Genomic DNA, 25,622 nt, shown 5'->3' with positions numbered 1-25,622 from the left:
GCGGCGCGCATTAACCCCGCATTAGCCGAGGCCACAAGGGCACCGCGCGAGCGTGTTCTCGGACTGCCGGACATCCACCCCTTCCGCCAGGAACCGCTGGCCTATTAGCGGGATTTATGCCGGGCTTAAGCCATTGCTTGAACCAGCGTCGTGAACAGTGAGCAAAACCCGCTATTCCTGGGGTTTTCCCTCATCCCCTCATCGCCCTACCATGCCCGTCCGGATCAATCAGGCCCCGCGACAACAACAGGCGCCATCGCGCCATCCGGCCGGGGCCGCATAGGAAGCAAGCATGTTTCGGCTATTTACTGGATTGCGCATCCGCGCCCGGCTCTCGGGCGCTTTCTTGATCGTGGCGATGATCGGCGGGGCCATTGGCGCCGTTGGCGTCTGGGGGCTGGCCAGCATCAACGACATGAACACGCGGCTTTACGAAGTCGAACTGCGCGGCCTGTCCGACATCAAGGAAGCCAACATCCATTTCATCTATGCGGGCCGCGCCCGCAACAGCTACCTGGCCGCCTCCAGCGAACGCGAACGCCAGGCCGTGCGCGCGCAGTTCGACAACGCCGTGCGCAACATGGACAAGCTGCGTGACCGCGCGCAGGCCTACTACCAGACGGACGAGGGGCGCCAGATGCTGGACCGCTTCAAGGAAATGGAAGAGACGTGGAAGCGCGACGCCGACGCCTTCTTCACCGCCGCCGCCGCGTTGCCGCCGGTGCAGAAAGACCCGCGCGCGGCCGAGATCGAGCGACACGTGATCGCGTCGTCCGAGCAGCTGGACCGCGTCATGAGCAAGCTGGCCCTGCAAAAAGAGGTCTCCACGGCGCAGTCGGTGCGCGAGGGCTCCGATCTGTACGAGCGCATGCGGGACGTCATGATCCTGCTGTCGGTGGCTGGCGTGGTGCTAGGCATCCTGCTGGGCGCCGTGATGACGCGCGGCATTGTGGGGCCGCTGGGCCAGGCCGTGAACGCGGCGCGCCGGGTGGCGGCCGGCGACCTGACCGGCGACATCCAGGTGGCCACGCGCGACGAGACCGGCGACCTGATGGCCGCGCTCAAGGCCATGAACGCCAGCCTGACCGGTATCGTGCGCGAAGTGCGCGGCGGCAGCGAGGGAATCGCCGCGGCCTCATCGCAGATCGCGCAAGGCAACGCCGACCTCTCCCAGCGCACGGAGGAACAGGCGGCGTCGCTGGAGGAAACCGCGGCGTCCATGGAGGAACTCACCGGCACGGTGCGCCAGAACGCCGCCAACGCCGGCCAGGCCGAGCAACTGGTCAGCCAGGCCTCGGCCGTGGCGGCGCGCGGCGGCGAAGTGGTCGATGGCGTGGTGCAGACCATGGGCGCGATTTCCGACAGCTCGCGCCGCATCGCGGATATCACCAACGTGATTGATGGCATCGCGTTCCAGACCAACATCCTGGCGCTCAACGCCGCGGTCGAGGCGGCCCGGGCCGGCGAGCAGGGCCGCGGCTTCGCCGTGGTGGCGGGCGAGGTCCGCACCCTGGCGCAGCGCTCGGCGCTGGCCGCCAAGGAAATCAATGCCCTGATCAACGAATCCGTCAGCCGCGTGGAGGATGGATCACGCCAGGCCGACGAGGCCGGGCGCACCATGCGCGACGTGGTCCAGAGCGTGCGCCGCGCGGCAACGCTGGTGCGCGAAATCGCCAGCGCCTCGGCCGAGCAGTCGACCGGCATCGACCAGGTGAACGTGGCGATCGCGCAGATGGACGGCGTCACGCAGCAGAACGCCGCCCTGGTGGAACAGGCCGCCGCCGCGGCCGCCAGCATGCGCGAGCAGGCCGGCCACCTGGCGCAGCAGGTGCGGCGTTTCAAGGTGGAGGTGGAGGCGCCGCCGCCGCGGGCGCTCCCTTGCGGCATACCGCCGGCGCGTCCTGGTAGGGACGATCCGGATCCGGCTTGCCCGTAGGCTGGAATTCCAGAAAACACCGGCCGCCTTCCTTCAGCGCGACTTGCAGAGGCGCGGCATAAGCGTCATCCAGGAAGATCTGGCCCTGCCGGCCGACCAGCGTGACCAGGTTGCCGCGTCCGTCCATTACCGCCAGCCGTTCGGCCAACGGCTGCTGGTCGGCTTCGGACACCGCCGACAACAGATAGCGCTGGACCTGGCGCAAGTTGAAGTCAACCACCTGCACCGACCCGCGCGCCGGCTTCACCGACTGGATGCCGTTGGGCAGGTTGGCGTTGCGCGGCAGGCTGGCGGTGTTGATCTCGACCGAGCTTTCGCTGTAGGCGGGCAGGCCTGGGATCACGGCATGGCCCCAGGCATCCGTCCAGGCCGGACCCGCGGGCGTCTGGATTTGCACGCCGCCCAGGTCGCCGACCTTGGCGATGCCGAATGTGTCGCCCACGTCGTATGGCGAAAACGCCACCGCGCCGCCAGCCGCCACCACGGAACCCTGCACTCCCCAGTTCGTGGACAGGCTGCCCTGTGCATCGCGGTTGGCCGACAGGTTCAGGTGGGTATAACGCGGTAGCGCGTCAATGGCCACGGACGAGTTCACGGCATGACCCGGATTGGCCACGCTGGAACTCAGGTTGTAGCTGAATTGCGGGCTGACCGTGTCCGAATAGCTCGCGCCAAGGGCGCTGCTATCGCCCGCCTTGCTGACATACACGCCGGCGCTGGCGCTGCCCAGCGGGAAACTGAGGGTCAGGAAATACTGATTGTCTGAGCGCGCACGCGTGTCGGCGCTGAGGTCTTTCGCCGCCGACAGCGTCACCGAAGTGCGCCCGAAATTGCGGTTCCACGACACCGTGGCGCGCCGGCGGGTGGTATCCAGGCCGCTCAGGCGGCTTGCCGTATAGGTTGCCGACAGCGAGCCCAACGTGGTATTGAACCAGGAGGCTCCGGCGGTATAGGTCTGGCTCGCCCTGGCCCCGGCGCGCGGGTCATCCGTGCGTTGCAGTACTTGCGCCAGGTCGCGGTACCCCTGCGTCTGCCAGGTTGCCGAAAAATTGGTGGACAGCCTTTCCCATGGCGAGATCGACAGGGTCGACGTGATCTGCTGGCCCTGGAGCTTCTGCCCCTGCGCCATCGCGTTGGAGACACGGATGCCGATCGAGCCATTGACGGCCTCGCCGGGCGAGGCGGTAAGCGTCGCGGCCAGCGCGCGGTACGACGGCGATGCCAGCACGCCCGCGTTGACGCTGGCGTGGCGCCCCAGGTTCCAGCCATTGCTGGCGGTGGCTACCAGCGGCGTCTGGCTGTCGCTGCCGCGATAAGCCTGGTAGCGGCCCACCGCGATCGACAGCCCCTGGGCCGTCGTGTTGCGCACCGCACCGAATGATGCCGCCGGGACGATGAACTGCTGCCGCTCGCCGCTGGTGGAAATCACCTGCACGTCGAGGTCGGAATTGCCGCTGATGATGGGTACATCACTGATCGTGTAGGCGCCGGCAGGAACCTGCGTCATCAGGATCAGCGTTCCCATCTGGCGCACTTCCACCCGGCTCGGACCGCTGGCGATGCCGCTGAAGGCGACGCCCGACGCCTGCGTCTGCCGCAACGCATATTCGGGAAAAAGCTGCACGCCGCGCAGTGTGCCGACCGCGAACAGCGAGCCCGCGGGTGAGATCTGGCCTGCCTGGAAGGTGGCGCGCAGGCTCGGCACGGCGTGCTGGGCATACGTATCCCCCTGGGTGAAGGTCGATCGGCCTCCTTGCGAGTAATAGTCCTGGCGGCTGCGCAGGATCCAGTCGGCCACGTTCAGGCCCGTCTCACTGTATGCGCGAAAATACTGGTAGCCCGAATCTCCGGTGCCGCTGCGCGAGCCGCTCAGGTTGTAGTTGATCATCGCGGCGGTGCCGCCCGAAACATATTGACCCTGGATTGCCTCCTCGGCTGGGGCGCGGGCAGCCAGCGGCGTGACGATGTCGACCTGCGACTGGTTCGGCAGTTGGATGATGTCGGTTTCGGGATAGGCCTTGCGATAATCCTGGCAGCCTTCCCCGGACGTGCCGTCCGGCACCTTCAGGCCGATGTGCCGCAGAAGCTCGGGCGTGAAGCACAGCGTGCCTTCGTCGTTGAAGCGCACGTCCATGGTGCCCCGGTCGATGCCATTGACATTCAGGCGCACACGGCTCATACCGGGCAGGAAACGCGCCGCCTTGCTGAAGTAGGCCGCGGCTTCGGGCGAGATGCCCAGGCGCTTCAGGGTCTGGGGATCAAACTGCTGCGCGAACGCGGCGGTCGGGACCGTCATGCCGATGCATGCCGCCATGCCCGCAGCCGCGTACGCAAGCGGGTTCATTTCGCGGGGGTCTGGCTGCAGCCATTGGACAGGGGGATGGCATAGCTACCCGCGGCGTAGCCGTAGACGGTGGCGGGCCAGATTGTCACGGTGCCGGCGGTGGCCGCCCGCTTGCCGGCCAGCGGCAGCTCGAAGCGCTCGCCCGGCAACAGGTAGGTCTTGGGCAACGGCAGGTTGACGTTGGCGCTGTCCAGTCGCGCCTGCTGGGCCAGGCGCACGACATAACCACTGTCATTGCACAGGCGCAGCTTGTCGCCGTCCACGCTGCTGGACAGGCGCGTCCATGGGTCCTTCAGCTTTTCCAGCGCGCGGGGCTGGATGATCATGGGGATGTTCTGGCGAAAGGTGGTCTGCACCTGGTTGTCGGCGCCACGCGCGAACGGGATGCCTTCGAAGGCCACGCGCTTGAATCGTTGCGTGGCCAGAGGCCCTTTCTTGGTCAGCATGAAGCGCACCAATTGCGACTGGCCCGCCTCCAGCCGCGCCATCGGGGGCGTGGCGACGACCATTTCTTCGGGGTCCTCGGCGACATTCTCGATGGTGGTGTAGAGCAGTACCGGCGCGGCGTCGGTGTTCTGCACGATCATGGTGCCCTCGCCGGTGGCTTCGTCGACGATGAGGACCGAGCTTTCGGGTACGACGCCGGCCGCGGCGGCGGGGTTGGCCAGCAGGGCGCAGGCCAGGGAAATGCAAGTCAGGAAGGGTTTCATATCAGCAAGCAGAAGACGTGTTGACGCCGGCCGGGCGCGGCCTGCGGGAAATGGCCATCCGGAGAAGGCCTACGGGAAAACGGCTGACAGGCTTATCGAGCCGTCGAGCTGGACCTCGCGGCCCAGGTACAACGTGGAGGTCGGCGCGATGGCCGTTTCGATCCGCACGCCTGCGATCAGGGTGCGGCCGCTGGCCGGACGGCGTTGCTCGCCGCGCGCCCAGGCGATCAGGTCGGCGGCGCCGATGACCGCATCGGAATCCAGCTCATGCCAGGTCGTGCCGCCATCGGACGAGACAATCAGGCGCGCCGGCACGCCGTCGATGCTGGCGGCGTCGCGCCGCCAGCGCAGCGCGAACGCGCCCAGCGGTCTGCCGGATGCCAGGCCGATGCCATGGCTCGTTTCGCCCGCCAGGCCGAGACTGCCACCGGCCGCGGTGCTGGCCGAGCCGTCGACACCGGATTGGCGCAGGGCGAGCGTTGCCGGTTGTTCACAGACCACCGTGACGCTGCGTTGCTGCGCGGGCAGCGGCGCGGCCTGGGCGGCACGCAACAGGTTGCGCCTGATCTTGCCGTAGTCCACTGTGGGGCCGCCACCCAATTGGATGCGGCAACTGTTGGCCTGCGGCGCGGGCGGCGCGGCAAGGCTCGCCGCGCTGAGCAGGGCGCCCAGCAGGGCGCAAAGGGAAGGCAGGTAAGGATTCATGGTCAGCCGGAGTTCCCGGCGCGAGGCGGCAGCGGCCGCTAGAGATAGACGAGCGTCATGACCGCGCCGCCGGTGAACGGCACCTCGGTCGCCACGCCCAGTTGTGCGCTGCGGTCCAGGGCCACCTGGATGCGTACGGTACCCACGAACTCACGGCCGAAGGCGGGTTCGCGCGGCCCCGGCATGCTCCAGGTTTCGAGGCTGCCGTCGTCATGGAAGAAGTTACCGACAGAGGGATTCCAGGACTTGCCGCCGTCGCCGCTGTAAATGGACTGCGTATCCTGCTGGTCCACCTTGAAGCCTGGCACCAACTGCAGCGCCCAGGAGCCGATGCTGCGTCCTGCGTCATTGCGCAGACCATATTGCCGGGCGGGCGACCAGCTCTTGCCACGCCCGCCGAAGAACACCATGTCTTCCTTGAACGCCACCAGGCCGGGATTGCTGTCACTGACGGTCAGCGCGACTTTGGTCAATGACTCGCAGGAAATCCGGAGCTCTCGGTCGATGACGGGCAACTGCGTGTAGGTATCCTTGTTCAGATCCTTCAGCTTCACCTTCCCGTAGTTGAAGGTGCCTTGCTCGGAAATCTGGAAGGTGCACGCCCCGGGCTTTATCGAACCCTGCACGGCGACGTTCAGGGGAGTGCTCTGTGCCAGGGCGACCAGAGGCAGGGCTGCGGCGGCACAGGCCAGGAAATATCGGAGTTTCATTGTGTTTGGCCATCAGCCCGCCGGGGCGTTCGCACCGGCAGGCGCGTGGATCACAGGTAGCTGAGCGTGATGGTGGTTTCGCCGCGGAACGTCAGATCGGTGTTGATCGTCAGTTCTGACTTCGGCTGGATGACGGCGCCGATCACGATGTCGCCGTTGAACAGCGACGCCGATACCGGAACGGTGGGCGTGGCGGGGTCCGAGAATGTCACGTACGTCGTGCCGTCCGACTTCAGTTGCGCGGCATTCGCGGCGGTGTCCGCGGCACTGGCCCATGCGGCCCGGTCGCTGCTGGTCACCACCAGCGCCTTGGCTTGCGTCCCGGTGGCCGCCGCGGTGGTGTATTGGAAGTTGCGGAACTGGAAAACGTAACGCCCGATGCGTGTGGTCGAAGTGGCCGCGTCGACCAGGTCGTAGATGTAACCTTTCTTGGCTTCAGCCTGGATGCCCGTGGCCTTGTGCTCGAGCGCTGCGTCGGACGGCGTGGGCGCCTTGACCGTGCCGGCGACGGACAATGCGACCGCGGCATCGCCGCCATCGCACTTGATCGACAGCGGTTGCACGATGGGCGCCAACGGAGTCTCAGCCTTCTCCTTGAGCGAAGCCGGGTTGATCTTCTTCATGTCGAAGGCGATCGCGCTGGAGGTCGGGGTGCAGCTTCCCGGGGAGATGACGCCGCCGACGGCGACGTTCAGCGTCGACGGCGCGGGCGCCGCGGCCGGGGCGTTCTGCGCCGATGCCGTCGCGCTGCCGGCGCAGGCCAGCACCGCGAATAGTATCTTGCGGATTTGGAAGTGTTTCATTGTTGCTCTCGGTATATCGAAGCGTGCATCACGCCCGACGCGTGGATCAGAGGTAGTTCAGCGTGATGGTCGCGCCGCCTTCGAACTTGAGATCGCCGGTCAGCCTCAAGTCCTTCTTGGCCAGGATGAGCGGGGCCAGTATCAGCTCGCCTTCGAAGGTGCTGGCCAGCACGGGCGTGGTGTTGGCCTTGGGGTCGGCGAACGAGATGTAGTTGCTGCCGTCCTTGGCGAGCTGTGCGTTGTTCCAGCCTGTCTGGTCAGCGTTGTTGGTCCACGAGCTCTTGTCGGTGCTCTTGATGATGTCGGCCTTGGTGGTGACGGCTCCCACGCCGTTCCCGGTGTACTGGAAATTGCGGAACTGCATCGCGTAGACGCCGACAGGGCTATTTCCGTCCGCCGGGTTGACCAGGTCATACAACGAGTGCGTTTCGGTCTTGGTGCCGGACGGATGCTCCATGTTGGAGCCGTACGCCTTCGATGCCTTGGTATAGCCGGTCACGTTCAGCGCGATCGCGGTGTCGGCGGTGCAGGTGATCTTGATCTTGTTGGGAATGGCGCTCAGCATGGTGACCTTGTCGTTGTTCAACGACTTCGGGTTGATGCTCTTCATGTCGAACGTCAGGTCGCCGGACGCCGGCGTGCAGCTGCCCGGGGCAATCGTGCCGGTGACGTTGATCTTGAAGCTGGGCGCGGCGGCTGGGGCGTTCTGAGCCAGGGCGCCGGCGGAGGCGGCGCAGGCCAGGAGGGCGGCGAAAAGCTTGCTGGAGTGGTGATTCATGGTTGTCTGAAAGCCAAAGTGATAGCGGAGCGGAGGTTCTGTGGTGTCGTTCCTGCCACGAAAAATCGGACGAAATCACCACGGAAACTAAGGTACCAATCCGCTGCCGCACCGCACCATCAGACAATTCCGGTAGTGCGAACCGGAATACAGGGACGCTTCGGCCGCCTCGCTACGGCGCCGGCTTCATGATGCGCGTCAGCCACGCCGCGCGCATCGCCGCAAAGTGTTCAGCCGTCAGTCCCGCCCAGTCCACCGGGACCAGCCTGGCGGCGATGTCGGGTGAGAGCAACGGAATCCTGGCGCGCGCCGCTTCGCTGATCTTGGCCTTCTGGTTGGACGGCGCGTAGTACATCGCCTCGGAAAAGGCCTGTTGCGCCCGCGGGCCGAGCGAATAATTGATGAACGCCTGCGCTGCCTCGCCATTGGGGCGGTCCGCGACCCGGGCGATCAGGATGGGCACGGCGACGGTGCCCTCGCCGGGCACCGTTGTCGCATAGCCGTCCAGCGCGTCCATCTGGCTCTGGCTGCGCGAGTTCCAGCCAACCGCCAACAGGGCGCGCTTCTGAGATACCAGCCAGTACTGATTGGGGCGCGGGTTCCAGGTCAGGATGTTGGCGGTGATTTTCTCCAGATAGTCGAAGCCGGGATCGAAACTGCCCAGACCGTCCGCGGCCCCGGCCAGGCGATTGGCGAGAAAGGTCAGCGCAATCATGCTGCCGTTGACGTTCGGATTGGTGGCCACGGCCACCTTGCCCCGGTACTTCGGATCCCACATCTCGCGCCAGCTCCGGGGGGGCTGGGCAAAGGCAGACTTGGCGTACACCAGCGTCATGGAGTCGTACATGGCCGGCAGCGCCCAGAATCCGAGCTCGCGGCCCATCTTGCCCAGGTCCGCGGCATTGGGAATGCGCTTGGGGTCCATCGGCTCGATCAGGCGCTCCGCCTGGGCCAGGCGCGCGTTGGGCGGGTCCAGGATCACGATGTCGATGCGTGGCGCGGCCCGTTGCGCTCGCAGCACCGACAACGCATTGCGTGAGTCGCGCACCGCGTAGTAGCCGACCTCGATATCCGGATGCGCCGTTTCGAACGGCCGGATCACCGTCCGCAGGTATTTTTCGTCGAACGCGTCCACGCCATAGGCCATGACCGTGAGCTTGACCGGCGCGTCCGCGCGCGTCGCTTCGGGAGACAGTGACGCCGCCAGGCCGGTGAATGCCAGGCCGATGAGCAGGCGGCGGGGAAAGCGGTGCGTCATGGTGAGGGCTCCATCATGATGCCGGCGCCCGTTGCGGGACGCTGGCGCGGCCGTTACTTAAAGAGATCGTGGTTGACGCCGAACATGACCAGTTCGTGGTCCGTTTCCACGTCCAGCTTGCGCATCGCCGCGATCTTGTGGGTGCTGACCGTCTTGACGCTGCGGTTCATGATGCGGGCGATGTCGCCCACTGAAGTGCCGGAAAGGAAATGCCGCAGCACCTCCAGTTCCTTGGGCGAAAGCCGCGCGATCCGGGTCGCCGCGTCCTGGGCGCCGCCGGGGTGGTTGGCGGCCAGGACTTGCGGGGTGCTGCGGTAGATCTGGTTGTTCTCCAGCGCGCCGAGCGCGGTCAGGATCTCGGCCAGGTCGCCGCTCTTGAACAGGACGCCGCTGACGCCTTCCTCGTACAGGCTGGCGACGATGACCGGCGAAGAGATCATGGTATGGATCAGGATTCGCACCCGAGGGAAATTGCGGCGTAGGTATTGCACCAGCGCCAGGCCATCGCCGTAGCCATCCTCGGACGGCATGTTGTAGTCGGTGATGATGATGTCCGGCGTCAGCTCGCGAGCCTTGCGGATCAGTTCGGTGGCGCTGAGGGCCTCTCCGACTATGTGGTAACGGGCGACGCCTTCGAGGACGTTGCGCACGCCCAGGATCACGACTTGGTGATCGTCGGCCAGCAGGATTCGTGTCATGTTTCTCGTTCCTTGTTTGACGCTTCTAGCGAGGTGGCCTGGGTCTGTTTGGAAAAGTGCCGGGCTATAGCTCCTTGAACTGTTCGGCCAATTGCGCCAGCGTACTCTTGACGGCGTTTTCCAGGACCGGAGTCAATCCTTCTTCGGCAATTTTCTGTTCCAGCACGCCGCAGAACCGGGCGATCTCCTCCGCGTTCATCACCACCAGCGATCCCCGTATGCGATGCAGGGTCGAGACGATCGCCGCTGCGTCGCGCGTCGCCAGCGCCGCCCGCATCGCGGCCATGTCCTCGCGCATGGTGGTGTTGAACGCCGCGCGCAGTTGGCTGTCGTAGAACTCCTTGGGGCGGTTTGGAGGAGGCGGGCCAGCGAACTTGGCGCTTATGATTCTCGCGCAGGCGGTGCTCAGCGCGTCGTGCAGCGTGCGCAGGTCCACCGGCTTGACCACCCAGGCGTTCAGCCCCGCGGCGAAGCCGGCGTCGCGTTGCGTCTGCAGCGCGTCGGCCGTCAGGCCGATGATCGGCGCCTTGGTGTGGCGGGCGCGCAGCGTGCGCACCAGTTCGTAGCCGTTCATCAGCGGCATGTTCATGTCGGTGATGAGCACATCGAATTCATCGCTGTTCCAGCGCGCCAGGGTTTCGACGCCGTCGACGCAAAGGGTCACCTCGCAGCCCAGTTCCTCCAACTGGCGCACGAGCAGGGTGCGATTGACCGGGTTGTCCTCGGCCACCAGCACGCGCAGGCCCAGCCGTCGCAGACCCGCGTCTGGGCGATACTCCGGGGCCAATGTCTCGCCCGCTTCCAGCTTATCGGCCGATTCCTCGGTGGGCGCCGGCCGGCCGCGCTGCGCCAGCGCGACCGCTTCGACGATGCTCTGCCGCAGATGGCTGGTCACGTGAATTTCGGACAGGCTCCATTGCGGCTTGTCCGGGCCATCGGGAATGCACGATACCCGCGGCCCGTTCCATTCAATGGGCGGCAGGCGCTCCGGCAGCAGTTCCACCAGGATGCCTTCGCGCTTGGCGGGCGCGCTGCCGCCATGGCTCGGACGGGCGGTGGCGCCGGCCAGGGTCAGCCACGCGCAGGTATCCTGCGCCAGGTCCGCAACCGGGGCCCGCACCCATACCGGAGGTGCCGGGGCGATTTCGCCGTTGCCCGCCAGGCGCGCCGATTCGGCCGTGACGCGCAGCGGCAGCCTGAAGATGAACGTGCTGCCACGGCCAGGACTGCTGTCCAGCGTGATGTCGCCCTGCATCAACTGGCTCAGGCTGTGGCAGATATACAGCCCCAATCCGGTTCCAGGAATGGAATGGCCTGGCCCATACGCCTGGTAGAACGGCTGGAATAGCAACGGCTGCTGGTCAGCGGATATCCCCAGGCCGGTGTCGGCGATGCGCCACTCCAGCACCGACAGGCCGTCGCCGCCGCCGACCACCGTCAGGTCGATCCGCACCCAGCCCGCCTCGGTGAACTTGATGGCGTTGCTGATCAGGTTGTTCAGCACCTGCTTGATACGCAAGGCGTCGCCATGGGCATACACCGGCACATCAGTGGCAATGGTGGAGAAGAACTGCAGGCCCTTGGCGTCCGCGGTGGCGGCGTAAGATTGCAGCGCTTCCTCTGTGAGCGCAGCCGGATCGAACCGGTGGTCCTTGAGCGTCATCTGGCGCGACTCGATCTTGGACACATCGAGGATGTCATTGATGACGTTAAGCAAGCCTGCCGACGAGGTCTGGATGGTGCGCAGATAGCCGCGTTGCAGGTTGGTCAAGGGCGTCAGGCCCAACAGTTCCACCGTGCCCAGCGTGCCATAGAGCGGCGTGCGGATCTCGTGGCTCATGGTGGCCAGGAATACCGTCTTGCCGGCGTTGGCGTCGTCGGCGGCGCGCTTGGCTTGCGCCAGCGCGGCCTGCGCGCGCTTGTGGTCCGTGATGTCGCTGAAGGTGGCCAGTACGATCTCTTCGCCCTGGTAAGTCACGCGCGCCGCGCTGAAACTCAGGTGCCGGCCATTGATCTCGATGTCGCCGGGCAGCGCGGCGCCGTCGGCGGAGAAGGTCAGCTGTTTGACGACCTCCACGTCCCCCAGCCATTCGTCCGCCAGATGGTTCTTGGCCACGATCTGGTGATCGGAGACGCGCAGCGCGCAGACGGCAACGCGGGCGGCCTCGATCACCGCGCGATTGAAGGATTCGCTTTCGACCACGCGTTCGTGGCTGGCTTGCGCGGGGCGCACGATCAGGTTGCGGTGGCGCCGGTACAGCGCCACGCTGCCGCCCGCGCACAGCAGCATCAGCGCGGCGAACGAGATCGATTGCCAGCGGGCGGCCTGGAAGAACTGGGCGTAGGGAACCAGATAGGTCGCATGCCAGCCATCCTGGCACCAAGTGTGGATGTATGCGCCATCCGCCCTGAAGTCCACGTCGCTTTCCACTTCTTCCAGTGCGCCGGGCTCGTGTGGGGGAACCGGGGGGTGGGACCCGGCCGACGCCGTGGTCAGATGCTGGAAATACACCCGGCCGTAGGTCGGGTCGCCGGAGTACACGTCCTGCATCTCGATGAACGTCGCCAGCACCAGGTCGCGCTTGGGCGTGTCGGGTAGCCAGACGGCGTCCGGCAGGGTGATGGGGCTGTACACCACATAGCCTATCCGGCCCTCGCCGCTGCCGGGCAGGTTGACGTTGATCCACTTTTCGCCGCTCGGACTGGTGCGCGCGGTCTGCGTATAGATGAGCTCGCGCACCCGGTTCGCCGACAGCGGGCAACGCCACCAACGATGCACGTCATCGGTCATTGAATCCTCGGAACAGGGCACGGATATGCTGACCTGGCTGTTCAGGTCCAGCAGGAACGCCTGCATGCCGGGTTGCAGCCAGCTGCTGCGGTAAGTGCCGTAAAGGCTGGAAAGGCCTGCCGCCACCGTCTGCAGGCGGCGGCTGTGGTCGTTGCCGCCGGGCGTACCGCTGCGGCCGACTTTGATGATGTATGGCATGGCCAGGCTTTCGTACTGGCCCTCGTAGGTGTTGGTCGTGGCGTCGCTGTCGATCAATTCGAACGAGGCCGGGCCGCCTTGTGTCACTACCAGGCCCTGGCGCATGGCATCGTTCCTGGTGGCGCGCGCAATCAGGGATTCCTGGCCATGCAGATTGAGGATCAGGTGCTGGAAGTGCGAGCGCGCTTCGTTGGTGGCAAGGTTGATCAGGCTATTCACAACCCAGTAACACATCACCAGCATGACGATCGCGATGATCAGCGTCACGACGAACAGCAGCTGCATGCGCAGCGAAACCCGGGCAAGGTCGCCGATGGACGCGAGGCGCGTATGGCGGGGCCTGGCGCGCATCATCGCGAGACGGCGGAATTCCGTTTCAGGAATCCCAGCAGCAATTCCGGCGTCAAGGCGCGCGAGATCAGGAATCCCTGGGCCGTATCGCACTGCATCTTCTTGAGCAGCGCCAGTTGCTCCCAGGTTTCGACGCCCTCGGCGACCACGTTCAATGCCAGGCGCCGGCCGAGCGACACAATGCTCTCGACCGCGGCCTGGGCGCCGTCATCGGTGACGCTGCGGCTGATCAGGGAACGGTCGATCTTCAGCTCGGTGAAGGGGGTGGAAACCAGATTGAACACCGAGCTGTAGCCCTGGCCGGAGTCGTCCTGGGCCAGGCCAAATCCCTTCATCCGCAGGCGGCAGGCACCGGCGTAATAGTCGCTTATCGCATCCGTGGTCGTGCCCTCGGTCAGTTCAAAGCAGATATCCTGCGGGTTGCCGCCCAGGCGCATGACGTGGTCGTACAGGCGGTCCGGCAGATCCGCATCCTGCAGCAGATGCGTTGGCAGGTTGACGGACACTTCCACCCGGAAGTCATGCCGTTGCCAGGCGTGCTGCGCCGCGATCGTCTGCGCCAGCATTGACAATAGCAGGTCGTCTTCGAGCTCGTCCAGTATCAGCGCGGGCAGGAACTGGCCTGGCAACAGCACGGTGCCGTCGGGACGCACCCAGCGCACCAGCGCCTCGGCGGACGTGATGGCGCTGTCGGCGATACGCATCTTGGGCTGGAACCACGCGCAGATCTCGCCCGAGCTCAGGGCATGTTGCAATGCGGCACGGTCGAACACCTGCCCCGACACCAGGGATTCGGCCTTGAGGCGGGACGCCGCTTTCAGCTTGGCCACCAGGGCGATGATGGCCTGCGGTTGCGCCGGCTTGGACAACTGGTCGATGACCCGCATGCCCAGCGTCTTGGCGACCAGGCTGGCGCCGGCGATCAGGCGCTTCGGCGACGAGCTGATCACCGCCAGTAGCGGCGGCGCTTCGTAGGTGGACAGGCGCTGGATCAATTGCACGCCATCCAGTTCGGGCATGAGCAGGTCGCTCAGCACCAGGTCGTAGTGCTGGTTTTCCAGCAGACGCAGGGCGTGGCTGCCGTTCTCGGCGGTTTCCACGTGCGCGATCCCGGCCTGAAGGAACAGGTTCTTCAGGTACTCGCGTTGCAATAGCTGGTCGTCGACGATCAGGACGCGATAGGACAGCATGGCTCGATATCTCCAGAGGGGCGCCGCTGCCCGTCGGGGCGAAACGGGCCCCGCGGGAACGGCGTGCGCGCGTCGGCGGTCAGCAAGTCGGCTATTGGAGCAGCCCGTGGGCGTGTCGGGTATCAGACGTTTCCGAATCAGTGTGGCCAGTCGCGTTGGGACGAGAAAGTGGTTTTCGGAACCGTCTGATAGGCGCGCGGCGCGACGCTTTCTAGAATGCGTGGCCCTGACCAACCGTTTTTTCCACCGTGGCCCATTTCGCCTTTCTGCACAACTTGCATGTGCATGCCCAGTACATCGACCGCGCCACCCGGCTGGCCGCCAGCCTCAACGAATCGGTCGCCGCAATCAACTTCTATACCGAAACGCAAGCCAGCCTGTACGCGCGCGCCGGCGCTCCGGGCCGGCACTACTTGCTGGTCGAGGGCCGCTCGCTGTGGTTGCAGCGTTTTCTCTCGGCGCCGCATTGCCCCCAGGTGGCGGGCGTGCTCGCGGTGGTGACCGACAGGCCTGGCTCGGCCGAGCGCGCCAGGCTCATGCTGGCCGGCGCGGACATCTGCTTGCCAGGCTCGACGCTTCCCGGCGAGGTCGTGGCCGCGCTGTCGGCGCTTGCGCGGATGGAACGGCGATTGGTTGTGGCGGGCGCCCGCGGCTTAGGCGACTGCGGCGCCCCGGGTTCCCGCTCGGAGGGGGACGGGCCGGTCGCGACCCTCGCCACCGGCAACGGCGCATAGCGTGATGGCACGAACGTCGGCGCGTCCGCACACAGTGTTCCGCGCCGTCAGCAGATTTGCGCTTGGCGGCCTGGTGGCGCTGGCCGCCGTCATGGCATGGCGCCTGTCGCTATCGGGGGTGGCCTGTGTCAGGTACGGCGGCTGGATCGCCGGCGGTACCTTGCTCGGCATGCTGGGCCTGAGCTTGTGGGTCTGCCGCCGCTGAAGGTCCAGCCTGCGCCATCGAAACAATGACCTGGCGTGTCGGGGTTCGGGGTTTGCCCGGGCTCATTCACGCAGGCGCTCCTGGAAAACGCACTGCCCCGCCGCGCAGCGATAGCGGTTCATGCGCAATCCGCCATAGTCGTCGACATTGCCCAGCACCAGCTCGCCGACGTCCGGCGGCAGCGTCGCCTTGACCTCCTGTTCCGAGAACGGCGCCAGCATTGGCGCGTTATCGAAACCTGGCAGCGGCTGCTTCACATCGCGTCCCAGCCAGATCACCGTGACGTAGTACGGCGTGGGGTTTTTCAGCGTCAGGCTGTTGCCGCGTGCCTGGATCTGCAGGGACCTTTCCGGATTGACCTCGTCGCTCTTGCCGAGCGCCGCCGGGCGCAGCAGCAGCTTCAGCCGGCTTTGCGTGGTCAGCTGCAGGATGTTGGCGTCGGTCTTGGGCGGTTCCGGGGGAATCTCGCGCACATTGAAATAGAACAGGGTCTCGCGGTCCTGTGGCAGGCGTGCGGTGAAGGCGTCGTTGGCGCGCATGATGCGCACCTGGGCCTTCTTGCCGCCATCGATCCGCTGCAGCGGCGGCAGCGCCACCAGGTCGCTGATTGTCTTGCCGTCGGCGTCCTCGATCCAGGCTTGCGCCAGGTAGGGGGTGTCATGGCTTTCGTTGCTCAGGACGACCGACACCGATTTCTGGTTGCCGCCCATGATGATGCGGGTGCGGTCGACGTTGACCGCGGCCTGGGCGCAAAGCCCCCATGCCAGCGTGGCGCCCAGCAGCAGGCCTCTCAGATGTTTGCGTTTCACGTGTGCTCTTCCCAAAAAGATGTGGCGCCCTGCGGGGTCGTTCAGTGGCAGGGCAAGGACCGCGGCCCCTGGTCGATGGCCGCCGCGGCCGGCAGCGTCAGGCGGCATTCGCGGGCGCCGCCCCAGGTCACGGTCAGCGCCTCGCGGTCATCCGGTTCCACGTTCAGGTACACCAGTCCGCCGTCGGCCACCATGCCGGCGGTCTTGCCGCTGCGCGTCGACAGCACCAGCGCGCCAAGCGGTGGGTGGCTGCCGTCGGCCAGCTCTACGCGGCCCAGCACCTGTTCGCCATGGCGGGCGCCGACACGGGTGTAGCCGATGGCGCCCTCGGTCAATACCTGGCTGATCATCGCGTCGGCCACGTCCACGCCGTCGGGCAGGGCATTGACGTCCACCGCCAGGTTGCTTTCGCGATAGCTCGATACGCCGTTCACGACTGCGATGCCGAAGCGGTTGGTGACCCCGTCGCCGTTCTCGATCAGCACGCCGGCGATGCCGTCGGTGTCGATCATCATGCGCGGTTCGTTGCCCGAGGAAGGCGGGCCGAAGGCCGCGCCTTCGGCGGTTGCCGTCACCGAGCCGTACCAGTTCAGGCCGACGCTGCGGTACTGGCCCGGCTGCAAGGTGAAATCGCCCGCGGCGCGGCCGTAGGGGGTGCGGCTCTGGATATTGCCGCTCACGCTCTGGTGGCGGTCGGGGGCGTCGCGGTCGTCGCTGGCGCTCAGGTTCCAGGTGGTGTCGGGATTGCTGAAGTCGGTGTAGCCAACGTTCTGCTGCATGCGGCCGCCGCCGCTGTTCTGGTAGCCGTAGCTGAGCTGGCGGCTGTCGCCCAGCGGGATGCTGATGCTGGCGTAGACCTGGTTCTGCGTCGGTCCGTAGACGCTCTGGGCGCGCGCCAGCGACAGCGACAGGCTGACGTTGCGCAGCGGGCCGAAGCGGGCGTTTTTGTTGAACGACAGCATGTAGTGGTTGTTGGTTGCCGCGTCGTTCCAGTAGTTGAGCCGGCTCAGCGACAGGGAGACGCTCAGTTCCAGCGGCTGGATGTACTGGCTGTAGGAAACCGTATAGCTTTGCTTTTCGTCGCGGAAGTCGCCGCCGTGCAGGGCGGAGCGGACAATGAATTCCCGCATCGACAGGAAGTGGCGCCCCGAGAACCGGTAGCCCATGAAGGCCAGCGTGCTGCCCAGGTCATCGAAGCTCTTGGCGTAGTTGACCCGATAGCTGTAGCCCGTGCGTCGCGGCGCCGACGAATACGGCAGGCGCGCATCCGAGCGCGTGACGTCGGCCGACAGCGCGCCCAGCGCGCCCATGTTCTGCCCGGCACCCAGCGCCAGTGCCTGGTAGTTGTCGTCGGTGACGATCAGGCCGCCGTACAGCGAGGTGTTGTTGAACGCGCCCCAGGTGGCCTCGCCCGCCATGAAGCGCGGCTTGGCAACGTGGTTGCCGCTGGGGCCGCCGAACAGCGGGCGTCCCAGCGACACCTGGTAGCGCAGGTTGCCCTTGCGCGTCATGAACGGCACGCTGGCCGTGCTGACCTGCCAGCTGCGCTTGGTGCCATCGCTTTCCCGCAGCGACACGTCCAGGTTGCCGCTGATGTACTGGTTCAGTGCCGGCAGCACGAACGGCCCGGGCGATACCCGCGTCTGGTAGAGCAGGCGACCGTTCTGGCTGACCGTCACCTCGGCATTGCTGGTGGCGATGCCGGTGATCTGCGGCGCGTACCCCTGCAGCGACGGCGGCAGCATGCGTTCGTCGCTGGCCAATGTCACGCCGGCGAAGCGGAAGGGGTCGAAGATCGCGGACGCCAGGTAGGTCTGGCCCAGCGTCAGTTTCGAGCGCCATTGCGGCAAGGCGCGGAAGAGATAGGTCTGAGGCAGGCTGAAGCGCGCCTGGGATTGGCCGCCGCTGTCGTAGCGGTTGTACTGGTAGTCGCTGCGCAGGCGCCATGCGCCCAGGTTCAGGCCGCCGGTGCCGTACAGCGTGTAGCTCGCCGAGCCCGCGCCCTGCCGCGGCATGTAGCGGTTGGCCAGCACGTTGTAGTCCAGGATCACGCCGTTCACGCCGTTGCTCCAGCGGGCGGGGGGCACCCAGTCGGGGTCCTGGTATTGCAGCCAGGCCTGCGGCACGGTCAAGGTCAGGCTCTGGTGTTCGGCGCTGTAGACGACCCGGCTGTCGGGCGTGTCCAGGTCGATGCAGGGGCCGCCCTCGGCCGTGTGGACCTGGGCCAGCCGCGCGCGGAATTCGTCTTTCAGGCTCAGCATGTCGACCATTCCGGGGGTGACACAGAATACGGTGCCATCGCCGATCACCGGCACGGCCTTGACCAGTGTCTGGCCCTGGATCAGCCGCTGGTCCAGGTAGATGTCGAGCAGGTAGCTGCCGGGCGCGATGTAGCCGTCGCGGCTGAAGGTCGACAGGTCGATGTTGTTCTTGTCTTTGGTATTGAGAAAGCCCGTGCTGAATTCCGTCGCCTGTGCCGTGCACACAAAAGTACTGATCGCCACGAGGAATGCCAAACGGGCCAGGGTCATGATGTCTGTTGCCGAATCACCGGCCTGAAGGGTTGCCGGACTGCTTCGGCGTCGATGTGGCGGCGCTGGGCGGCCGCCTCGGTGAGGTAATGCTCGCGCGCCCGCCGAACCCTGGCGCCGGAGCGGCGGGGTTCGGGCGCGCGTAACGGCCGGGGGGCTGCCGTCTACTTGTAGTCAAGCATGTAGGTCACCTTGGCCGCGACCGAGCCGGCCGTGGCGGCGGTTGCGCCGGTATTGGCGATGCGGGCGAACAGGCTCAGCATGTTGCCGTTGCCCTGGTGCATCTGCGTTCCGGTGCTTCCCGTCGTGGCGAAGTTGACGGCCGTCGTGTTGTCGGCGTTCATCATCTGGATGGCGACGCCGGTGGCGTTACCGGTGTTCGGGATCATGCCGGTCGTCGACGTCTGGCCGGGGAACGTGACGTTGACCTTCGACAGCTTCAAGGCCTTCGTCGTGGCGTCTTCCTCGAAGTTGCAGCCCGCCAGGTGGATCTCCACCGGCACCGGCGTGCCGAACTTGCCGGTGCCGCTCAGGACCTTCTTGGAAATCTGACCCAGGTCGATGGCCAGGTTGGAGTCTGCGGCCGAGATGGTGCACGGCGCCTCGGTGACCGAACCGGTGAAGGTGATGGTGCCTTGGCCCATATCACCGGCGGCAAATGCCGCCACCGGGCCGAGCAGGGCGGCGGTGGCCGCGGTGGCGAGGAGCGTCTTCTTAAACATGGATAGTCCTTTTGTGATATCCGTGGGGGATTGCCTGCGCTAAATGCCGCGCAGTGGTTGAAGAAATCGAAGAAACCGGGCGGAAAAATTATGGAGTTGGATGCGGTACTTTTTTCCACGCATCCATGGCGGGATCTATAGCGTCCGCGGGGAAATGCGGGCCATGGATGTCAGCAATGCGCAGCGCGCTGGACCGTGCCGCGATCACGAAAGCGCAAGGCGGCGCGCGCGGCCGTGAAAGCGATGGCGCCGGCTGTTGGCGCAAGGGGCGGGCGGGACGGCGGTGCGGCCGGGTTCGCCGGCGAGGCCGGTGGCGAGCCAATCAGGACCCGCCAGGCATGCGGATGGATATGAGAGGTTTTCGTCATGCAGGCCATCTTGCATGGCGTGCATTATCTGAGCGTTAACAAGAATCAGAGACGAGGCCAGTGCCTATCGTGCGCGCGATAGGACGGCGTGGCGCGATAAGGCCTGCGCGAAGTTGGAAGCAGACCCGCTCAGGCGCGCCAGGCCAGTACGCCCGCCACCACCACGCACACCGCGGCGAAGGCGCGTTGCAGCACGGCCTGCGGCACGCGCGGCGCCAGCGCGCGCCCGCCCGCCATGCCGGCGATGGCCGCGGCCACGAAGGCCCATTGCGCGACCGACAGGGTCAGGCCATGCAGCAGCGCGGAGCTGACCGTGGCGGCCGACACCAGCGCGATGACCATGAGCGAGGTCGAGACGATGCTGATCATGCGCGCATCGCTGAAGTGCGTCAGCGCGGGCACGATGATGAAGCCGCCGCCCACGCCCAGCATGCCGGTGCACAGCCCGGACACGGCGCCGATGCCGCCCAGCGTGGCGGCAGTCAGGCGATTCCAGACGAAGCGGCCGGTCTCGGGCGACAGTCGGCAGGCCTTGGGCGGCGTGTCGGGGCCGCCCGGTAGCGGCGCGCGGCGTCGCGATTGCTGCACCATGCGCACCGCCACCAACAGCATCACGCCCGCAAAAGTCAGACTAAGCCACTGTGCCGGCACCTGGCGCGCCAGCGACAATCCCAGGGGAGCGGTCAGTGCGCCCACCGCGGCCATCAGCATGGCGGCCTTGTAGCGCACCAGGCCCCGCATCAAACCCTGCAGGGCGCCGACCGCCGAAGCGATGCCCACCGCGATCAGCGCCACCGGCGCCGCCTGCGTCAGCGTCAGGCCCAGGCCGAACATCAGCGCGGGCACGGCCAGGATGCCGCCGCCCGCGCCCGTCAGGCCAAGGGAGACGCCGATGCATAGTCCCAGCAGGGTCGCGGTCATCATCATTAATTACTTTTGGAAATTAACTTATTACTTCTAATAAGTATAACGTGCCGGGACTGGGATACTGCGATGCGCATTTTGTTGGTCGAGGATGACGCTTCCATCGCTTCGGCGATTCAAGCCGGGCTGGGACTGCAAGGTTTCGTGGTCGATGCGGTCGGGAGCCTGCGGCAGGCCGATCTGGCGGTGCAAACGTCCCACGCCAGCGCTTGTGTGCTGGATCTCTGTCTGCCCGATGGCGACGGCGTGACGCTGCTGGCGAAGTGGCGCGCGCGGCGCCAGGACCTGCCGGTGCTGGTGCTGACCGCCAGGTCGGCAATTGCGCAGCGCGTCGCGGCGTTGCGCGCCGGCGCCGACGACTACGTCCTCAAGCCGTTCGACCTGGATGAACTGGCCGCGCGGTTGCAGGCGCTGATAAGGCGTGCGGCCGGCCATAGCGCCGATCGCATCGACCACGGCCGCCTCACGTTGTACCTGTCGCGCGGCGAAGTCCTGCTGGACGGCGCCCGCGTCACGCTGCAGCGGCGCGAACTGGCCTTGCTCAAGACGCTGTTGCAGCATCCCGGGCAGATCCTCACCATGGACCAGTTGCGCGACAGCCTGTATGGCTTTGACGACCGGGTCGAGAGCAACGCCGTCAACGTGCATATCCACAAGCTGCGCCGCAAGCTCGGCGCCGGGTTGATCGAGACGGTGCGCGGCTGGGGCTATCGGCTGGGGATGCCGCCGCCATGAGCCTGCGCGTTCGCCTGATGCTGATCCTGGGCGCCGTCTGGCTGGTGGTTGGCGGCGCGGTGACGCTGTGGATGTTCGAGCTTGCCAGCGCCGAGCTGGACGCGGCGCTGGACTCGCGGCTGGCGGCGTCGGCGGCCATGGTGGCGCGGCTGGTGACGCCGCCGTCGCGTCCGGCCACGGCGGATGGCGGCGACATGCTGGCGGTCGTCGGCCCGCCGGCGGGCGACGCCCGCTGCGCGGCCGGGCCCGACGATGACGCGGCGCGGGCGTGCGCGCCGGACGGGCAGGCGCTTGCCGCCGCGCCGCTCGGCTACGGCTCGCTCATGCGGGCCGGCGCAGCCTGGCGCACTTATGCCTTCGAGACCGGCGACCTGCGCGTGGTCACCGCCGGTCGCGGCGACATTCGCGCGGCCTTGCATCGGCAGATCGCCTGGACGGCGCTGCTGCCCAGCGTGGCCGGGCTGCTGCTGGCCATGGCGCTGCTCTGGTTCGGGGTCGACCGCCCGTCAATTCCCCAGACGCTGGCGCGCCTGTCGCGGCGCATGGAGGAAATGCTGCGGCGTGAGCGGCATTTCTCGGATCATGCGGCGCACGAAATGCGCGCCCCGGTCACCGCCATCAAGGCGCATCTGCAGGTGTTGCAACGGCTGCCGCAGGCGCCCCATGATGCCGCCAGCCGCCAGGCCATTGCGCATGCGCTGCAGGGCACCGAGCGCCTGGAGCGCCTGATCGAACAGCTATTGGCGTTGGCGCGCGCCGATGGCGACGAGGCGGCCGGCGACCCAGCCTGCGACGCGCTGGCGGTGCTGGCGCGGGTGGCCGGCCGCAAGCCCGCCCGGGTGCGCTGGCGCATGCCCGCCGGCCAGCCCTGGGTGGCGCTGCCCGATACCCTGCTGGATTGCGCCGTGCGCAACCTGGTGGACAACGCGCTCAAGTATTCGCCCGACGACAAACCGGTGGAGGTCGACGCCGGCATCGTCTCGGATTGGCTGGTGGTGACGGTGCGCGACCACGGTCCCGGCCTGACGCCGGCGCAGTGCGCGCAGGCGGCCGCGCCGTTCTGGCGCGGTCATCGCCAGGTCGAGGGCGCCGGCCTGGGGCTGTCGATCGTGGCGACCATCGCGGCGCGCCACGGCGGCATGCTGGAATTGACGCCGGCCGTCGGCGGGGGATTGTGCGGCCGCCTCAGCCTGCCTTTGGCCGATCCGGTCCGTGCTATTCCCATGACCTGGAATAGTGATGATCAAGGAACATCTCAGGCAGGCCAGACACCTGCTTGAAGCGCAGGATCTCGTCGGGGTCCATGCCGAGCTGGCGGGCGATGTCGGCATCGTTCCAGCCCGCCCTGACCAGCCGCACGACGATGTCGGTCATGGGCATGACCCCATGCACGCCGCGGGCGCGGTTGTGGCGGATGGTTGCGGCGATGCGGTCGGCCGCGGCATCGCGCCCGGACCGGATGGCGACGACGGGCAGATAGCCATGCAGCCGTTGCCGGATCGGCCCCTTCTTTTTGCCGACCCGCTGGCGGTGGAAACCGTCGACCACCACGTAGCCATCCTGCCCGTCCGGATGCGCCACGATGGGCTGGGTGTAGCCGTCGGCGTCGATCGACAACTCCAGCAGCCGCATCTCCGGCGGCGCGACGGTGTTGGGGTTGTAGTCGTTGGCCTGGACCTGTTCGCCGCGCACCCACAGCACGCAATCGACCGGCTCGGCGGCAAAGGGGCTGTGCTCATGCAGGCATTGGCGGATCTGGTTGATGGCTTCGATCCGCTCGCGCAGCGGCAGGCTCCGCAGTTCGTTGAACAGGAGCCGGGCCCGGCTCGTCAGGTTCGCTGCGTGTGGCATGCGTGTTCCTTTTCAAGGTGGCCCAGTTGCCACGGGTGAGATGGACCTGGAAGCCGTAAGGCTGCAGGCGCGCCGCGCAGTCCCATGGCACGCGCAACACGCATGGCTGGTTCAGCGCGTCGATGTACTCCAGCACCCGCTGCCGCAGCGCCCGGAACAGGCCGAGCTGGCGCGCCTCGGGGCGCACGTAGCCGTCGCGGATGCGGACCTCGCCGCTCATGAGTTCGATGCTGATGAAACCCAGCACGCGCTTGCTGGCGTGTCTTCGGACGATGAACCAGAGATAGCGCGGGCCGTCGCTGAGCGGGTAGCCGCCGCAGTCGCGCCTGACGTTGGCGCTGGCGAAGAAGCGGCCCATCAGGGCGAAGAAGGCCGGCTCGTCGTCGTACGAGCGCAGTTGTTCGAATGCGTAGTGCTTCAGGGGATGGGTCATGGGACGGCGCGGGGCTCGGCGGGAAGCAGGGTATCGATATCGCGCCGGGCGGGACCGAATGACAGGGAGCGCGCCATGTCCTGCTTGAGCAGTGACAGGCCGATGCGCCGCCACGATGGTTGCGCCTTGCGGTTCTCGAGATCGGGAACGCCCGCGTCCGGCCACATCGACAGGGGATGGCCGCGTTGCTCCCACCACTGGATGAAGACATCGATGCGCCGCGCGTAGACCTGGCGCAACGCGGCCGGCATGCTGTCGAGCAGGAACTGGCAGTATTGGCGCCAGGTGCTGAAGGTGGGCGGCAGGCCCAGGCCGCCGCGGTAGCCGAGAAAGCGCTGGCGGCAATAGCGGGCCGCGTAGTTGGCGCCTTCGACGCGCTTGACCGTGCGGAACCAGGTGTCGGGTTCGAGCTTGTGGAACAGGTCCAGGCCCTTGCGTTGATCGTCGCCGTAGGGTTGGCAGATGCGCATCTGTGAAAACGCCACGCCCGCCCGCAGCATCTGGTCGTAGAGGCGGTTGTAGGCGTGGCCGTGCTCGCCGGTGTAGCGCCACAGGTCTTCGAATTTCCAGTCGTAGATCGGAAAGAAGGTGACGCCGCCGTCGCCGGATTTGTCGCTGGTGCTCCAGGGCAGCGGTTTGTGCGCGCCGGGGGGCGTCCAGGCGCATTTCTTGGTGCGGCGCTTGACCGCGAGGTAGCGGTTGAGCGATTCGTCGGAACGGATGCCGACCAGGAACGCGGTGGACGCGTCGCGCGCCAGCCAACGGTTGAATTCGGGCACGAATTCCTCGAACTCCATGCGGTGGCGATAGAACGGGAATCGGGCGGGGTCGCTGATGACCGAGGGATGGCTCGGCAGGGGGCGGATCCAGTCGGCCTCGCGGCCCGGTTCCCAGGCGCACCAGTAGGGTTCGCGCAGGCTGGACGCGTTGCGCAGGTTGATCGGCAGGCAGACCCACCACGGCTGGACGTCGGGCCGGTCGAACATTTCGGTGACGTGCGCGATGGTGGCCTGGTATTGCCCTTCGAGGTCGATGAACACGGCATGCACCGGGCCGCGCTTCATTTCGCGGGCGACCTCCAGCGCCAGGTGCAGCGTGACGGAACTGTCCTTGCCGCCGGAGAAGGCCACGCACACGCGTTCGAAGTGCTGGAACACCAGCCGCAGGCGCGCCTTGGCGGCATCGTGGACGTTGAGATCGCGGTAGTGCTTCACCGCCATTGTGCTGTTACCTATTCGCTTCATCCCGAGAGTCGGCGCGCGGCCGGAACCGCGGCGCGACGATGTGGCCGGCCAGGGAAAATTTATGCGAATCGGCCGCCGTAAGCCTTTGAGAATAGCGTGAAGGGCAGGCGCGGACAGGGTCAATATGTCCGACATTCACGCGACCCTCGGCGGGCAATTGCCGCGATCAGGCCGGCAGGCAGGGCTTCGCAGAGCGGTAGCTTGTGCGGGTGCGGTCAGGTGAGCCGGGCGCCATTGGGGACGTCGAGCTCGGGCGTCACCAGCACGGTATCGCCGGCGTCGTCGGCCAGGCCCAGCACCAGGACTTCGGAGCGCACCGGACCGACCTGGCGCGGCGGGAAGTTGACGACGCCCAGCACCCGCTTGCCGGGCAACTGGTCCAGCGTGTAGCGGCCGGTGATCTGCGCCGAGCTTTTCCGCACGCCGACGCCGGCGCCGAAGTCGATGGTCAATTTATAGGCCGGCTTGCGCGCTTCGGGAAACGCGTCGGCGGCGACGATGGTGCCGACACGGATGTCGACTTGCATGAAGTCGTCGAAGCTGATGGTGGCGGCGGGCGGGGTGTTCGGGTCTTGGGTGTAGTGCATGGCTCAG

Annotated in this window: 23 protein-coding genes; 5 read left to right on the top strand and 18 right to left on the bottom strand. The window is 66.6% G+C overall.

Annotated elements, in window-relative coordinates; genetic code table 11:
* The first annotated feature begins 292 nt into the window (after positions 1-292).
* Complete coding sequence (locus AC6CR5_RS12705; RefSeq protein WP_498085692.1) at positions 293-1,936, top strand: methyl-accepting chemotaxis protein; 1,644 nt, start codon at positions 293-295, stop codon at positions 1,934-1,936.
* Here AC6CR5_RS12705 and AC6CR5_RS12700 read toward each other — a convergent pair.
* The 10 genes from AC6CR5_RS12700 to AC6CR5_RS12655 all read right to left on the bottom strand — a co-directional run bounded on the left by AC6CR5_RS12700 (position 1,839) and on the right by AC6CR5_RS12655 (position 14,472).
* Positions 1,839-4,232 carry a fimbria/pilus outer membrane usher protein gene (locus AC6CR5_RS12700; RefSeq protein WP_498085691.1) on the bottom strand — a complete coding sequence of 798 codons (2,394 nt, stop codon included), beginning with the start codon at positions 4,230-4,232 and terminating at the stop codon, positions 1,839-1,841. The genes AC6CR5_RS12705 and AC6CR5_RS12700 overlap by 98 nt on opposite strands.
* 44 nt (positions 4,233-4,276) lie before the next feature.
* Positions 4,277-4,990: a fimbria/pilus chaperone family protein gene (locus tag AC6CR5_RS12695; RefSeq protein ID WP_498085690.1), complete on the bottom strand. Its 714-nt coding sequence runs from the start codon at positions 4,988-4,990 to the stop codon at positions 4,277-4,279.
* 69 nt (positions 4,991-5,059) lie between these two features.
* The gene (locus AC6CR5_RS12690) at positions 5,060-5,695 is read right to left on the bottom strand and encodes a DUF1120 domain-containing protein (RefSeq protein WP_172999789.1); all 636 of its coding nucleotides are present in this window, start codon (positions 5,693-5,695) and stop codon (positions 5,060-5,062) included.
* Positions 5,696-5,733: 38 nt separating this feature from the next.
* The gene (locus AC6CR5_RS12685; RefSeq protein ID WP_172999788.1) at positions 5,734-6,405 is read right to left on the bottom strand and encodes a DUF1120 domain-containing protein; all 672 of its coding nucleotides are present in this window, start codon (positions 6,403-6,405) and stop codon (positions 5,734-5,736) included.
* A 50-nt stretch (positions 6,406-6,455) separates the two neighbouring features.
* Positions 6,456-7,208 carry a hypothetical protein gene (locus AC6CR5_RS12680; protein ID WP_054516253.1) on the bottom strand — a complete coding sequence of 251 codons (753 nt, stop codon included), beginning with the start codon at positions 7,206-7,208 and terminating at the stop codon, positions 6,456-6,458.
* A 46-nt stretch (positions 7,209-7,254) separates the two neighbouring features.
* A complete protein-coding gene (locus tag AC6CR5_RS12675) occupies positions 7,255-7,986 on the bottom strand; it encodes a DUF1120 domain-containing protein (protein ID WP_172999787.1) in 732 nt (243 codons plus the stop codon).
* A gap of 172 nt (positions 7,987-8,158) precedes the next feature.
* Complete coding sequence (locus tag AC6CR5_RS12670) at positions 8,159-9,244, bottom strand: ABC transporter substrate-binding protein (protein ID WP_047991515.1); 1,086 nt, start codon at positions 9,242-9,244, stop codon at positions 8,159-8,161.
* Between the two features lie 53 nt (positions 9,245-9,297).
* Positions 9,298-9,942 carry a response regulator gene (locus AC6CR5_RS12665; RefSeq protein WP_026383240.1) on the bottom strand — a complete coding sequence of 215 codons (645 nt, stop codon included), beginning with the start codon at positions 9,940-9,942 and terminating at the stop codon, positions 9,298-9,300.
* A 64-nt stretch (positions 9,943-10,006) separates the two neighbouring features.
* Positions 10,007-13,216: a hybrid sensor histidine kinase/response regulator gene (locus tag AC6CR5_RS12660; protein WP_190277696.1), complete on the bottom strand. Its 3,210-nt coding sequence runs from the start codon at positions 13,214-13,216 to the stop codon at positions 10,007-10,009.
* Positions 13,217-13,281: 65 nt separating this feature from the next.
* Entirely contained in the window at positions 13,282-14,472 is a 1,191-nt protein-coding gene (locus AC6CR5_RS12655; RefSeq protein WP_238920659.1) for an EAL domain-containing response regulator, read from the bottom strand.
* Positions 14,473-14,720: 248 nt separating this feature from the next.
* Here AC6CR5_RS12655 and AC6CR5_RS12650 point away from each other — a divergent pair, with 248 nt between their 5' ends.
* Positions 14,721-15,206, top strand: a complete 486-nt coding sequence (locus AC6CR5_RS12650; RefSeq protein WP_498085689.1) for a hypothetical protein — start codon at positions 14,721-14,723, stop codon at positions 15,204-15,206.
* Between the two features lie 4 nt (positions 15,207-15,210).
* Entirely contained in the window at positions 15,211-15,411 is a 201-nt protein-coding gene (locus AC6CR5_RS12645; RefSeq protein ID WP_155869459.1) for a hypothetical protein, read from the top strand.
* Between the two features lie 62 nt (positions 15,412-15,473).
* Here AC6CR5_RS12645 and AC6CR5_RS12640 read toward each other — a convergent pair whose 3' ends face one another.
* The 4 genes from AC6CR5_RS12640 to AC6CR5_RS12625 all read right to left on the bottom strand — a co-directional run bounded on the left by AC6CR5_RS12640 (position 15,474) and on the right by AC6CR5_RS12625 (position 20,768).
* Positions 15,474-16,220, bottom strand: a complete 747-nt coding sequence (locus AC6CR5_RS12640) for a fimbria/pilus periplasmic chaperone (RefSeq protein ID WP_448685298.1) — start codon at positions 16,218-16,220, stop codon at positions 15,474-15,476.
* Between the two features lie 41 nt (positions 16,221-16,261).
* Positions 16,262-18,751 (bottom strand): fimbria/pilus outer membrane usher protein, encoded by a 2,490-nt coding sequence (locus AC6CR5_RS12635; protein WP_498085688.1) that lies wholly within the window; start codon positions 18,749-18,751, stop codon positions 16,262-16,264.
* Between the two features lie 164 nt (positions 18,752-18,915).
* Positions 18,916-19,473: a fimbrial protein gene (locus AC6CR5_RS12630; protein ID WP_498085687.1), complete on the bottom strand. Its 558-nt coding sequence runs from the start codon at positions 19,471-19,473 to the stop codon at positions 18,916-18,918.
* A gap of 497 nt (positions 19,474-19,970) precedes the next feature.
* Positions 19,971-20,768, bottom strand: coding sequence for a sulfite exporter TauE/SafE family protein (locus AC6CR5_RS12625; RefSeq protein ID WP_047991511.1), 798 nt, complete (start codon positions 20,766-20,768; stop codon positions 19,971-19,973).
* A gap of 66 nt (positions 20,769-20,834) precedes the next feature.
* On the opposite strand from AC6CR5_RS12625, the gene AC6CR5_RS12620 reads away from it, so the two are divergent.
* Positions 20,835-21,500, top strand: coding sequence for a response regulator (locus AC6CR5_RS12620; protein WP_020928935.1), 666 nt, complete (start codon positions 20,835-20,837; stop codon positions 21,498-21,500).
* The gene (locus tag AC6CR5_RS12615) at positions 21,497-22,780 is read left to right on the top strand and encodes a sensor histidine kinase (protein ID WP_498085686.1); all 1,284 of its coding nucleotides are present in this window, start codon (positions 21,497-21,499) and stop codon (positions 22,778-22,780) included. The genes AC6CR5_RS12620 and AC6CR5_RS12615 overlap by 4 nt, the downstream gene beginning before the upstream one ends.
* On the opposite strand, the gene AC6CR5_RS12610 is transcribed toward AC6CR5_RS12615, so the two are convergent.
* The 4 genes from AC6CR5_RS12610 to AC6CR5_RS12595 form a co-directional block, all read right to left on the bottom strand.
* On the bottom strand, positions 22,716-23,351 hold the full coding sequence (locus AC6CR5_RS12610) for an IbrB-like domain-containing protein (RefSeq protein WP_047991509.1): 636 nt from the start codon (positions 23,349-23,351) through the stop codon (positions 22,716-22,718). The two genes, AC6CR5_RS12615 and AC6CR5_RS12610, sit on opposite strands and share 65 nt — an antisense overlap.
* Positions 23,236-23,784, bottom strand: coding sequence for an N-acetyltransferase (locus AC6CR5_RS12605; RefSeq protein ID WP_150100881.1), 549 nt, complete (start codon positions 23,782-23,784; stop codon positions 23,236-23,238). The genes AC6CR5_RS12610 and AC6CR5_RS12605 overlap by 116 nt, the downstream gene beginning before the upstream one ends.
* The gene (locus AC6CR5_RS12600) at positions 23,781-25,004 is read right to left on the bottom strand and encodes a phosphoadenosine phosphosulfate reductase (RefSeq protein ID WP_047991508.1); all 1,224 of its coding nucleotides are present in this window, start codon (positions 25,002-25,004) and stop codon (positions 23,781-23,783) included. Before AC6CR5_RS12600 ends, AC6CR5_RS12605 begins: the two co-directional genes overlap by 4 nt.
* Positions 25,005-25,243: 239 nt before the next feature.
* Positions 25,244-25,615 (bottom strand): tRNA-binding protein, encoded by a 372-nt coding sequence (locus AC6CR5_RS12595; RefSeq protein WP_006386483.1) that lies wholly within the window; start codon positions 25,613-25,615, stop codon positions 25,244-25,246.
* Positions 25,616-25,622 lie beyond the last annotated feature (7 nt).

The organism is Achromobacter sp. EG18, assembly GCF_059759395.1.
The sequence above is the reverse complement of the archived record's forward strand: the minus strand, read 5'-3'. Positions and strand labels throughout refer to the sequence as shown.

Bases quoted from the DNA above. Each gene is read 5' to 3' on its own strand.
- AC6CR5_RS12645 (WP_155869459.1), top strand. From the start codon at position 15,211: ATGGCACGAACGTCGGCGCGTCCGCACACAGTGTTCCGCGCCGTCAGC.
- AC6CR5_RS12680 (WP_054516253.1), bottom strand. From the start codon at position 7,208: ATGAAACACTTCCAAATCCGCAAGATACTATTCGCGGTGCTGGCCTGC.
- AC6CR5_RS12670 (WP_047991515.1), bottom strand. From the start codon at position 9,244: ATGACGCACCGCTTTCCCCGCCGCCTGCTCATCGGCCTGGCATTCACC.
- AC6CR5_RS12685 (WP_172999788.1), bottom strand. From the start codon at position 6,405: ATGAAACTCCGATATTTCCTGGCCTGTGCCGCCGCAGCCCTGCCTCTG.
- AC6CR5_RS12690 (WP_172999789.1), bottom strand. From the start codon at position 5,695: ATGAATCCTTACCTGCCTTCCCTTTGCGCCCTGCTGGGCGCCCTGCTC.
- AC6CR5_RS12655 (WP_238920659.1), bottom strand. From the start codon at position 14,472: ATGCTGTCCTATCGCGTCCTGATCGTCGACGACCAGCTATTGCAACGC.
- AC6CR5_RS12600 (WP_047991508.1), bottom strand. From the start codon at position 25,004: ATGGCGGTGAAGCACTACCGCGATCTCAACGTCCACGATGCCGCCAAG.
- AC6CR5_RS12615 (WP_498085686.1), top strand. From the start codon at position 21,497: ATGAGCCTGCGCGTTCGCCTGATGCTGATCCTGGGCGCCGTCTGGCTG.
- AC6CR5_RS12695 (WP_498085690.1), bottom strand. From the start codon at position 4,990: ATGAAACCCTTCCTGACTTGCATTTCCCTGGCCTGCGCCCTGCTGGCC.
- AC6CR5_RS12660 (WP_190277696.1), bottom strand. From the start codon at position 13,216: ATGCAGCTGCTGTTCGTCGTGACGCTGATCATCGCGATCGTCATGCTG.
- AC6CR5_RS12625 (WP_047991511.1), bottom strand. From the start codon at position 20,768: ATGATGATGACCGCGACCCTGCTGGGACTATGCATCGGCGTCTCCCTT.
- AC6CR5_RS12630 (WP_498085687.1), bottom strand. From the start codon at position 19,473: ATGTTTAAGAAGACGCTCCTCGCCACCGCGGCCACCGCCGCCCTGCTC.
- AC6CR5_RS12700 (WP_498085691.1), bottom strand. From the start codon at position 4,232: ATGACGGTCCCGACCGCCGCGTTCGCGCAGCAGTTTGATCCCCAGACC.
- AC6CR5_RS12610 (WP_047991509.1), bottom strand. From the start codon at position 23,351: ATGCCACACGCAGCGAACCTGACGAGCCGGGCCCGGCTCCTGTTCAAC.
- AC6CR5_RS12595 (WP_006386483.1), bottom strand. From the start codon at position 25,615: ATGCACTACACCCAAGACCCGAACACCCCGCCCGCCGCCACCATCAGC.
- AC6CR5_RS12635 (WP_498085688.1), bottom strand. From the start codon at position 18,751: ATGACCCTGGCCCGTTTGGCATTCCTCGTGGCGATCAGTACTTTTGTG.
- AC6CR5_RS12620 (WP_020928935.1), top strand. From the start codon at position 20,835: ATGCGCATTTTGTTGGTCGAGGATGACGCTTCCATCGCTTCGGCGATT.
- AC6CR5_RS12605 (WP_150100881.1), bottom strand. From the start codon at position 23,784: ATGACCCATCCCCTGAAGCACTACGCATTCGAACAACTGCGCTCGTAC.
- AC6CR5_RS12665 (WP_026383240.1), bottom strand. From the start codon at position 9,942: ATGACACGAATCCTGCTGGCCGACGATCACCAAGTCGTGATCCTGGGC.
- AC6CR5_RS12675 (WP_172999787.1), bottom strand. From the start codon at position 7,986: ATGAATCACCACTCCAGCAAGCTTTTCGCCGCCCTCCTGGCCTGCGCC.
- AC6CR5_RS12705 (WP_498085692.1), top strand. From the start codon at position 293: ATGTTTCGGCTATTTACTGGATTGCGCATCCGCGCCCGGCTCTCGGGC.